At 57.5% G+C, this 9,664-nt stretch carries 10 protein-coding genes and 1 pseudogene; 1 reads left to right on the top strand and 10 read right to left on the bottom strand.

Annotated elements, in window-relative coordinates:
* Positions 1–259, bottom strand: a pseudogene (locus tag G403_RS0111790) (IS110 family transposase); the annotation flags it as partial.
* 232 nt (positions 260–491) lie between these two features.
* A complete protein-coding gene (locus G403_RS23130) occupies positions 492–1,421 on the bottom strand; it encodes a DMT family transporter (RefSeq protein ID WP_084404018.1) in 930 nt (309 codons plus the stop codon).
* A gap of 159 nt (positions 1,422–1,580) precedes the next feature.
* Here G403_RS23130 and G403_RS0111780 point away from each other — a divergent pair, with 159 nt between their 5' ends.
* A complete protein-coding gene (locus tag G403_RS0111780; RefSeq protein WP_027854174.1) occupies positions 1,581–2,177 on the top strand; it encodes an FMN-dependent NADH-azoreductase in 597 nt (198 codons plus the stop codon).
* A 4-nt stretch (positions 2,178–2,181) separates the two neighbouring features.
* On the opposite strand, the gene G403_RS23125 is transcribed toward G403_RS0111780, so the two are convergent.
* The 8 genes from G403_RS23125 to glnT all read right to left on the bottom strand — a co-directional run bounded on the left by G403_RS23125 (position 2,182) and on the right by glnT (position 9,604).
* Positions 2,182–3,114: a LysR family transcriptional regulator gene (locus G403_RS23125; RefSeq protein WP_051298918.1), complete on the bottom strand. Its 933-nt coding sequence runs from the start codon at positions 3,112–3,114 to the stop codon at positions 2,182–2,184.
* Between the two features lie 9 nt (positions 3,115–3,123).
* A complete protein-coding gene (gene dacB, locus G403_RS0111770; RefSeq protein WP_027854173.1) occupies positions 3,124–4,545 on the bottom strand; it encodes a D-alanyl-D-alanine carboxypeptidase/D-alanyl-D-alanine endopeptidase in 1,422 nt (473 codons plus the stop codon).
* 122 nt (positions 4,546–4,667) lie between these two features.
* Positions 4,668–5,210 carry a DinB family protein gene (locus G403_RS0111765; protein ID WP_027854172.1) on the bottom strand — a complete coding sequence of 181 codons (543 nt, stop codon included), beginning with the start codon at positions 5,208–5,210 and terminating at the stop codon, positions 4,668–4,670.
* A gap of 34 nt (positions 5,211–5,244) precedes the next feature.
* Positions 5,245–5,706, bottom strand: a complete 462-nt coding sequence (locus G403_RS0111760) for a GNAT family N-acetyltransferase (protein ID WP_027854171.1) — start codon at positions 5,704–5,706, stop codon at positions 5,245–5,247.
* Positions 5,707–5,754: 48 nt separating this feature from the next.
* On the bottom strand, positions 5,755–6,441 hold the full coding sequence (locus G403_RS0111755; protein ID WP_027854170.1) for a DUF4336 domain-containing protein: 687 nt from the start codon (positions 6,439–6,441) through the stop codon (positions 5,755–5,757).
* A 181-nt stretch (positions 6,442–6,622) separates the two neighbouring features.
* On the bottom strand, positions 6,623–7,342 hold the full coding sequence (locus G403_RS23120; RefSeq protein ID WP_051298916.1) for a type 1 glutamine amidotransferase: 720 nt from the start codon (positions 7,340–7,342) through the stop codon (positions 6,623–6,625).
* Positions 7,342–8,205, bottom strand: coding sequence for a phytanoyl-CoA dioxygenase family protein (locus tag G403_RS23115; protein ID WP_036233582.1), 864 nt, complete (start codon positions 8,203–8,205; stop codon positions 7,342–7,344). Before G403_RS23115 ends, G403_RS23120 begins: the two co-directional genes overlap by 1 nt.
* A gap of 16 nt (positions 8,206–8,221) precedes the next feature.
* Positions 8,222–9,604 carry a type III glutamate--ammonia ligase gene (gene glnT / locus G403_RS0111740; RefSeq protein WP_245578306.1) on the bottom strand — a complete coding sequence of 461 codons (1,383 nt, stop codon included), beginning with the start codon at positions 9,602–9,604 and terminating at the stop codon, positions 8,222–8,224.
* Between the last annotated feature and the right edge of the window lie 60 nt (positions 9,605–9,664).

The raw sequence follows: 9,664 nt of genomic DNA, 5'->3' as shown, positions 1-9,664 counted from the left end.
TATCGCTCTTTCGGTATGGCGCCACGAACTGAGGGGCCATCATCCGGACTTCATGGCCAAAGCTGCGGAGCTTTCGGGCCCAGTGATGGGCACTACCGCAGCTTTCAATACCAACAATGCAAAGATTAAGCTGGGCGAAGAACTTCATTACCTGGCTGCGCTTGAGCGTCTTACGCAGAGCCGGTCGCTCCTGCTCATCAACCCCATAGACTTCGAAAACATTCTTGGCCAAGTCGAGACCAATACGCATAATTTCCATGATGGGCTCCTTCTTTACGATTGGTTGAGTCAACTACCAATCTGGCACATAAATGCCATAGGAGGGGGAGTCCATCCCATTTCCCTAGTGAATTTGGAAGAAGTCTATACAAGTTATATGACCGGCCCGGTCACTTAAAATGTCACTTCGGTTGAGGTTTAAAGACAGTAATCTGACGACATTCCTTCAATAAAATGAATGCATCTTCTGGCCAGCCGCGACAGGTACCGGTTCAACCCGCCGGGCTGCCGCGCTCAGAGCCAATCAGGCAACCCACAGTGAACAGCAGTAACCCCAGGCTGGCCCAGGTTAACAGGCCGGGCTGAACGCTCCCCTCATGCAGGACCAGCGCCAGGGAAACCAGAGGCGTCAGGTAGCAGTAGGCCGCCACACTGCTCGGCATCAATACCTGCATGGCGCTCTGCAGTATCCAGAAGGTCATAAAACTGCCAAACAGCGCCAGCAGTGCGAGCACCAAGAGATCATCAACACCAAGCAACTGCCAGAACTGTACACCGGTCTGAGCCTGAAACGGCGTTAATAGCAGTAACAGTGCTGCGCCGATCAACAGGCTCCAGAACGTGGCCAACAGGGGGTTCTCCGGCAGCCACTCACGCAGCACGAACACTCGCGAAGAGACCGAATAGGCCGCAGAACAGGCACACCCTGCCAGAAACAGCCACTCCCCGGCGCCAAAGCCCGCCCACTCGGTGCCGTCCGTCACCCGACTCTGGAGCGTCAGCCCCAGCGCACCGGCCGCGCCCACTATAAGAACCAATAAACGGCCTACACCTGAGCGTTCAATACGGACAAGCGTGGCCATCATCCAGGCCAGTGATGGCAGTGTTACAAACAGTGCCGCCACAGACAGCGCTGAAGTCAGGTTGAGTGCCCAGAACTGGGAGCCAAAAAATGCGGCCAGAAAACTACCCAGCAACGTGTAGCTGAACCAGGCTTTTCGCGTACGGGGTAGCCAGCCCTCACCACGCGTAACCCATGGCAGCATCAGCCCCGCTGCGATAAAAAACCGCACGGCCGTGAGCCATACCGGAGACAGGCTCTGATCCAGCGTTGCCGCCAGCGGAAACGATCCTCCGACCAACAAAGCCCAACACAGCATCATCAGGTGTGCCCCCAGCGAGGTGTTCATTACCCGTTCCATCACGCTCTCCCCTGTTTCGATTGATTGATGGAAAGCATGCGGTTTGTCAGAGCCGATCAGGTTTAAAGATTAAAAGTCACGTTCGGATTTTCCGATTATGGCCCGGCAGGCACTGGGTAATCTGAAGATGCATTTGTACTCAAACTTGGGAGACACACCATGTCTGAACTGCTCTATCTCAAAACCAGCGTCAACGGCGAGCAAAGCCGATCGTCCCTGCTCAGTGAGCGTTTTATCGAACGTCGCCTGGCTAACCGGCCAGATACCCGAGTCATCACCCGGGATCTGGTTACCAACCCGCTACCCCACCTGGGCCCGAAGCAGTGGGATGCCCTGCGGCTCGATGCCGATCAACTGAGTGCCGAACAACTGGCCTACCGGCGCCTCTCCGGCGACTTGATCACCGAGTTCGATAACGCCGATACAGTGGTCATCGCGTTACCGCTCTATAACGCCGGGATCCCCTCGCAGCTGAAGGCTTACTTCGATCTGTTGGCCCGCGCCGGTATCAGCTTCGAGTTCACAGCCCAAGGCCCACGTGGTCTGCTACGCGATAAAGATGTGTTCTTGATCTCCACCCGGGGCGGAGTTGTGGAGGAACAGGACGAGCATCAGCTACCCGCCGTGGAGCAGCTGCTGGGCCTGCTGGGAATCACTCAGGTTCACCGACATATTGCCCAGGGCCTGGATCTGTCGCCGGAAAGCAATGTCACCGGGCTGGCCAACGCCTGGGAAGGGCTGGCGGCCATGGCCTGAAGACTCAGTGGCTATGGCCCAGGCGCGGGTCTGACTCACAGATCCGCGTCAGCTGTTCGCGCAACCAGCGACGACGGGGGCTGTCATTGGAGGGCGCCCAGACCATATCAAAAGTAAAATTGGGACAACCCAACGGCGGCTGGTTTACCTGCACGCCCGGGGGAATACGCAGCGTTTCAAGCAGGCTTTCCGGCAGCATCATCATGCAGGGCAACTCTTCGAGCATATTCAGGCACGCCTGATAGTTACTGGCCCAGGCCACGACTGTGCGCGTGCGACCAAGCTGCTCGAGCCAGAGGTCGACCATATTGCGTGGTGACTGCCAGGGTGACGGGTACAGATGCAGGGCATCGCAGTACTCATCCAGGGATACCTGCCGTGGCCGGTTGCCCCGCGCCATACAGACGAAACGGTCCTCAAACAGAGGACGACGTTCCAGATCCGGGTGCAACTGGAAGTATGCGCCGGGGCCCGGCACACAGAGCAGATCCACCTTGCCCGCCATCAGTTCCTCGGTGGGCAGCTTCTCACGCAGCTTCTGCATATGCAGGATACGGCGCGGTGAGCAGTCCAGAGCGGCCTTCATCAACCGGGGCAGTAGCAACAGTTCGAACGCCTCGGGTACGCATAACTCCAGCGGCAGTTCGCGGTCATCCAGCTCTGCCACACCCTCCGCTGAACGGTTTATCGCTTCCAGCGCATTGCGCAGATAGGGCTCGATATGCAGCGCTCGTGCCGTAGGCAGCAGTCCGCTGCTCTCACGCACAAACAACTCATCCCCCAGGCTCTCACGCAAACGCTTAAGCGAGTAGCTCACGGTGGGCGGACTGACGCTCAATTCATCCGCCGTTTTACGGGCGTTGTGAGTTTGGAACAACGAGAGAAAGATAGCGATATCCTGAACATCCAGTTTTCGCAGCAGATTGTTGTTCAGCATATCGGCACCTCATCCCCGATTGTATACAGCTTCAAGCAGGCTTCGCTCAAACTCGGTGAGCGCCTCCCGCGCTTCCGCCGGCTCATCCCCCCGGGCGATGCCGGAGACCAGCAGCACAAACAGATAACGCTTGCCGGATGCAGCTTCGATAAAACCGGCCAGATTGGAGGAACCGTTCACGGTGCCGCTTTTGGCCCTAATCTTACCGGCTAAGGGTGCATACCTGAGGCTTCGGCGATAACGCAGGGTTCCACTCTCCCCCGCCACCGGCAGCACGCGGTGGGCGACCAGATCCGGATGCGCGTTCAGATATCCCAGCACCGCTGCCAACTGGTGGGCTGTAAGCAGGTTATCCCGAGACAGGCCTGAGCCATCTTTCAGTGCAGACAACCCCAGATCGACGCCGGCTTGCTCCCGTAATATCTGTTTAAGTGACCTGACACCGATGGCGAAAGAGCCGATGCCGCCCTGCTGCGCGCCAAGCGTTTTGAGCAGATTATCCGCATAAAGATTGTCGGAGTCCTGAAGCATCTCCTCCAGCAGCTCAGACAGCGGCGCAGAGGCCACCTGCGCCAGCAACCGCCAGCTCCCTTCTCCGCCTTCGTATAGTGGGCGGATCTGCCCGCTCAGAGCGATACCCCGACTGTCCAGCTCCTGTTTCAGAACATCGCCCAGATAAGCCGCCGTATCATTAACGGCGAAGTTAAGCGGCCAGACCTCGCGCTCATCGGTCACGCAGCCATGCAGCCAATACTGATTGGCAGCGCCTCTATCCAACAATAGCTCACACAGGGTGTCATCTTTCACTTCACGGCTGACCAAAGCCACATCGGACTCAACGCTGACCGGCTGATGCCCCGGCACAAACAGGCGCGCCGTTTGGGACTGCCCTTTGGTATCCAGACTGGCCGCGACACAGTTGTGTTCTATGGTGAATGCCGAAGCCGGTGCACTGTAGCACACGCCCAGATTATCCCAGGGCCAGCCCGGGGCACGTTCATAACCACTGAACCGGCTGCCATCGAGCAGTATGTCGCCATCGATGCGCTGAATCCCCTGCGCCTTGAGTTGATCGAGCAGCTCACCCAGTTGTTTGCGGCTAAAGTCGGGCGCACCACTGAGGCTAAGCTTCAGATCACCCTGCCAATTCGAACCGCTGGCGCTCCCGTTGGCCTCCAGTCCCGTTACAAAACGAAATTCCTTGCCCAGCGTCAGCTCGGCCGCCAGAGCCGTCAGCAGTTTCTGGGTACTGGCCGGCGGCAGCAGCAGATCCGCATTATGAGATACCTGCAAAGCGCCACCGTCCAGCGGTTGAACAAGCAGCGCCACCTGTGCACCGGTGGGTTTCTCTGCCAGCATCGGATCCAGCGCTGCGGCGTTGGCCGGCAGAGCTAACAACAGTGTCAGTATCCATAAACAGCGAGAAAGCATAGGTATCCTTTGATCGGATAATATTGAGGGATAGGAAGGTAACAGACTCAAGCGAGCGATACCTGCCTATCGGATTCTGGAGCCGCTGCTGAGAACAGTCCACGGCTTTCTCAAACGATAGCCTATAGCTGAGGCTCATTGGGAATCAGCGCCAGCAGGTCGGTCACCCCCACGTCCACACCGGCCTGGGAAAGCAACGTGGACACCTGCCCCCTGTGGTGAGTCTGATGATTAAAAAAATGAAGCAGCAGGCTGGAAAGGCGCTTATCGGAACGAACACCTTTCGTGTTGTGGTAGCCCAGCACCTGAGTCAGGTCTTGCTCAGACAATCTACCTATCCAACGGACAATCTGTTCATCCAGCCAGACCCTGCGCTCAAGCAGCGCTTCCAGGTCTGAAAAGACAACCTGGTTCAGGCTTTCCGGATCTGGAAGTTCAGCAACCTCCCTCAGCGCCGCTTCACACCCCGGAAGCGTGGCAAAGCGTTTAAGCCAAAGGGTATCGCCCACCACAAGATGGTTCAGGGTACCGAGAATAGAACTGAAGAACGCACCCCGATCCCGGGCAAGCTCGGCCTCGCTCAAACGGCTCGCCGCCTCATACACCTTGTTGTTCATCCACTGGTTATAACTGGCCAGCAGTTCAAAATGTGATTTCATATCCATAGTCAGGTTCCCTGTTTCAACACCCTATACTGACCTAAAGCACCCGCCTCATGGCGAAGCGCTTTAAACGCACCCCCTGTCTCTCCACGAGCTGCTCTTCAACAATACCGAAGCCCTTCGCCTGAAAAAAAGGCCTCGCTTCGAGGCTGGCCTCTGTCGAGAGTTCCTGCACCCCGATTGATAGCAGGCGCCTTACCGCGGCTTCATATAACGCAGAGGCCACACCCCGCCGGGAAAACCGCGGCGATGTATACAGCAGATCTATATGACCACCCGCACTAAAAGAGATAAAACCCGCCATAACCCCGTCCACCTCGGCAACCAGCGTCTCTAATCCGTGGAGTAGCGAGCGCCATACCTCAATATCTGGTTGTTCCGGGGCCCAGACCGACAGCTGTTCCGGGCTATAACTGCGCACGGCTATCTGGTGGACAGAATCATGGAACAGTTCGATGATCGCCTCGATATCGTTAGATGTGGAAGGTCTGATATTCATACACTGGGTAATCTGTTCCTATCGGGGCCCTGATGCGCGAGGCGTTACTTACAGAAGCCAATTAAAAGACTTCATCAAAAACTGAGCCGCGTTTTCCTTGATAATTTCACCGTGGGACATAACCAGGATGTCGGGCTGCCAGGACAGCATCCTGTCGAGATGCTGACGTGCCTCCTTTCTGCCAAACGCAAAGCTCAAACGCCAATCCAAAGGCGTTTTTCCATTGGGTGCCAGAATGCCAACGGCTTTAGCTACCCATCGTTGCCAATAGCTGAATTCATGGCCGGAAAAATTCTCGACCAGATCCGTGACAATCAATGTGCCGGAACGTGGGTGGTAAAACACGCCCTCCTCCATGAGGGGAGAGCCGGTAAATACCTCGCTTTCAATGTCCGCGTTCCAGCCCCAGTCCTGGTCACTATTGAGAGACGCATGGAAGCGGATATCATTGCGTTTTTTGATAACCCCGTCAGTGCCAAACACTTGGGCCTCAGGGTAGGCAGCTATCCATTCCGAGAGAAACAAATGATGCAGATGGTTGGGTGCAATCAGATACCTCACGCACCCGAGATCGTCGATTTGAGCTTTGAGTGACTCCGATATCTTAATGGGACTATGAACCCAAAGCTCCCCGTTTGACAGTCGGACAACGGTCATCCGGGTTGAAAACGGCAACCCTAGAAATGGAACCGGAGCACCATCAGCTATCCAAATTTCATCTGCAAGCCTTTCCATGGCACCCCTGTACCCTAATGTTACACGTGATCTACACCCGATCGATCACAACGACCGTTCATACCAGACGTAGAAGATACCAAGTGGGTATGACAACGTCAGCACCGTCGTTTCCAAGAACGCATGATCATTTGGGATTTAACTGCGTACGGAGGTGCGTGCGACACACCCGGCGACGGCATCAAATCAGGTCGAGCCAGCGCGCCATCAGCGTGCGAGCGAATTGAGTCTGTTGTGCCTGATAGCGCTCAAAGTCCCGTCCCACCTGCTCCACCAGGTTCGCTACCTGCTGCTGATCCTGGCCCGGGTTGCCGATCAGTTCGCGGCGGGTCCAGATACCCACGATCTCGGGCGTTACCTCGAAATGGCACTGAAAGGCGTAGGTACGCTCGCCAATCCTGAACGCCTGATGGGTAACCGCCTCGCCCTCCATCAGCAGGGTGGCCTGTTCCGGCAGGTCGAAGGTATCGGAGTGCATTTCGAACAGCATCTGCTCCTGCTCAAGCCCGCCCAACAGCGGGTCGCCGTTGGCGGCTTCGTTCAGTCTCAACGGTGTAAAGCCGTACTCCAGGAACCCCTGGGGCCGCACCTGCGCCCCAAAGGCATACGCGATTGACTGACAGCCGAGGCAGGAGCCGAGAATCGGCTTGCCCGCCTCATGGAACTGGCGGATCAGCCCGCCCAGCTGATCGAAGTAGGGCTTGAGCGCCGGATCATGCACGCTCACCTCACCACCAAAGACAATCAAACCGTCATAGTCGTCGATCGACTCTGGCAGCGCGTCGCCATGACGGCGGTAGAACCATTGCAGCTCCCCGCCCCTGTCACGGACCGCCTCGCCGATACGGCCTGACTCCAGATCGCCCTCCATGCCACCGGCCATGATTGCGACGATCTTCATCACACAATCCCTTTTTCCAGATACTCGTCCAACCCCGGTGTGCGGTAGCCATCCTCGCGCCAGGTGATCGGGAAGTAGGCTTCATCCACCTCGTTGGAGCCAAACTTCTTGTAGCGGCCGTAGATAGGCCCGTTACCGACGGTCATCAGCTCCGGGTTGAACTGAATGTCAGACTGGAAAAAGTGCGCGGCCAATGCCCGCCTCGGCACATCGGCGCGGTTAACACGGGAGCCGTGCCAGAGCCAGCCGTCATGAAAGGCACCACCACCCGGCGGTACTTCGATCGGCACCAGATCCAGCTCAAGGTCATGGGTTTCAGCCCACTCACGCACCTCTTTCAAGTCGTCTTCCGGGCCATGGAACTGCATGATCGGCTTGGCGCCCCCCCACTTGTGCGAGCCCCGGATGTAGACCAGCGTGCCCCCTTCCGCGGTGGTGTGATCCAGCGCCAGCCAGCAGCTGACCAACGCCGGCTTATCGATCCAGAGTGAATACATGCTGTCCTGATGAAAACCGATGGGCCGACCGTTAACCGGTTTCCACAGCAGGTTATCAATCATCAAGCGCGCACCGTTCCAGCCGCCAAGCTGGGCGCAGGCCTTGCCCAGGTCCTCGGACAAAATGTGCCGTGCCACCGCCAGATCCGATTTCCAGGCGTTGCAGATCTGGTGGGTGAAGGGAGGGTCGCCGGCGGGCAGGTTGACCTCATCCGGCTTTATGCCGGTTTCATATTCGCCACGCTGAAAGATACCCTCATAGCGATCGAGGATCGCCTGCGCCGCGTCCGGCTCGATCAGTTTATCGACGATCAGAAAGCCATCCTTGCGGAACTGTTCGACCTGTTTTTCAGTAATCTTGATCATGATGCAGCCCCATCAATCAGTAGAAGGTGAGATAGTTGTTGATTTCCCATTCGGAAACGGCGCGGTGATAGGCATGCCACTCCTGACGCTTGAGCTTCAGGAAGCTGGCCGTCAGGCGATCTCCCAGCGCCTCGCGCAGCAGACTGTCCTGCTCCAGTGCATTCAGCGCGTCGTTGAGGTTCTCGGGCAGGCGCGACACGCCCAGTTCGGCAATCTCGCTGGCACTGAGGTCGTAGAAGTTCACCGAGTGGGCTTCGGGCGCCTCCAGCTCACGGTCGATTCCATCCAGACCCGCGGCAATGATCGCGGCCTGGGCCAGATAGGGGTTCATGCTGCTATCGCCGATACGGACCTCAATGCGCCCGTAAGGGATACGCACCATCGCCGAGCGGTTGTTATCGCCGTAGGCAATGAACACCGGCGCCCAGCTGGGGCAGCCCGGTGCGCCGGTAATCAGACGCTTGTAGGAGTTCACCGAGGGGCAGAGCAGCGCACAGAGTGCCGGTGCGTGTTCGATGATCCCGGCGATAAACTGGTAGGCCGTTTTCGACAGTCCCATACCGCTGCTATCGGTTTCATCGTGGAACAGGTTGTCGCCCTTCTCATCCACCAGCGAGCAGTGCACGTGCATGCCGTTGCCGGTGGTGGTGGCACTGAGCTTGGGCAGAAAACTGCAGATGCCGCCCAGGTTGTTGGCCACCTCCTTTGCCGCCATTTTGAAGAACTGCATGTTGTCGGCGGATTTCATCGCCTCGTCATACTTGAAGTTCAGCTCAAACTGGCCGTTGGCGTCCTCATGGTCGATCTGATACACCTCCAGACCGATCGCGGTAAGGGCGTCGTACAACCCTTCCAGGAAAGGCGCGTTGCGGGTCAGTCCCTGATAGTCGTAAGTGGGCTTATCGAGGGTATCGGTAGAATCAAACGGCACCACCGCCCCGTTCTCGTCGCGTTTGAGCAGGTAGAACTCCGGCTCCAGACCGGTCATCAGGCGCAGGCCGCGCTGGCTGAGGCGCTCGGTCTGTGCGGCCAAAACATTGCGCGGGTCCAGCGGATAATGGCTGTCGCCGACAAAGCCGTGACCGCGAATACAGGCGTAACCCGGCAACCAGGGCATCAGTGCCAGTGTGGATAGATCCGCCACCATCATGAACTCCGGGTCCTGCGGGCTCATATCGAAGCCGAGGATGGCGCCACCGGCAAAGCCTGCGCCGGACTCGGTCAGGTCTCTAAGGCAGTGCACCGGCACCGCTTTGCTCTTGATGCCGCCATGCAGATCGACGAACTGGGCAAGAATATAGTTAACGCCGTGCCGCTCCAGAAAGATGTGCGCTTCCTCCAGGACATTCTCCTGAGGCGCTCTCCAGACGGAGGACAACATGTTGGGTTGATGAGACATCCACTTCCCTCCTTTTGAGTTTCGGACGGAAGTAGTGTCTCAGTGGAGGGGATTAAGGGC

Source organism: Marinobacterium litorale DSM 23545 (assembly GCF_000428985.1).
Lineage (GTDB): Bacteria > Pseudomonadota > Gammaproteobacteria > Pseudomonadales > Balneatricaceae > Marinobacterium_D > Marinobacterium_D litorale.
This window is presented reverse-complemented; position numbering and strand designations above follow the sequence as displayed.

What these genes read in the sequence shown, in the direction of transcription:
- G403_RS23130 (WP_084404018.1), bottom strand. Translation starts at nt 1,421, where the DNA reads ATGGAACGGGTAATGAACACCTCGCTGGGGGCACACCTGATGATGCTG.
- G403_RS0111780 (WP_027854174.1), top strand. Translation starts at nt 1,581, where the DNA reads ATGTCTGAACTGCTCTATCTCAAAACCAGCGTCAACGGCGAGCAAAGC.
- G403_RS23120 (WP_051298916.1), bottom strand. Translation starts at nt 7,342, where the DNA reads ATGAAGATCGTCGCAATCATGGCCGGTGGCATGGAGGGCGATCTGGAG.
- G403_RS0111765 (WP_027854172.1), bottom strand. Translation starts at nt 5,210, where the DNA reads ATGGATATGAAATCACATTTTGAACTGCTGGCCAGTTATAACCAGTGG.
- G403_RS0111755 (WP_027854170.1), bottom strand. Translation starts at nt 6,441, where the DNA reads ATGGAAAGGCTTGCAGATGAAATTTGGATAGCTGATGGTGCTCCGGTT.
- G403_RS23115 (WP_036233582.1), bottom strand. Translation starts at nt 8,205, where the DNA reads ATGATCAAGATTACTGAAAAACAGGTCGAACAGTTCCGCAAGGATGGC.
- glnT (WP_245578306.1), bottom strand. Translation starts at nt 9,604, where the DNA reads ATGTCTCATCAACCCAACATGTTGTCCTCCGTCTGGAGAGCGCCTCAG.
- G403_RS23125 (WP_051298918.1), bottom strand. Translation starts at nt 3,114, where the DNA reads ATGCTGAACAACAATCTGCTGCGAAAACTGGATGTTCAGGATATCGCT.
- G403_RS0111760 (WP_027854171.1), bottom strand. Translation starts at nt 5,706, where the DNA reads ATGAATATCAGACCTTCCACATCTAACGATATCGAGGCGATCATCGAA.
- dacB (WP_027854173.1), bottom strand. Translation starts at nt 4,545, where the DNA reads ATGCTTTCTCGCTGTTTATGGATACTGACACTGTTGTTAGCTCTGCCG.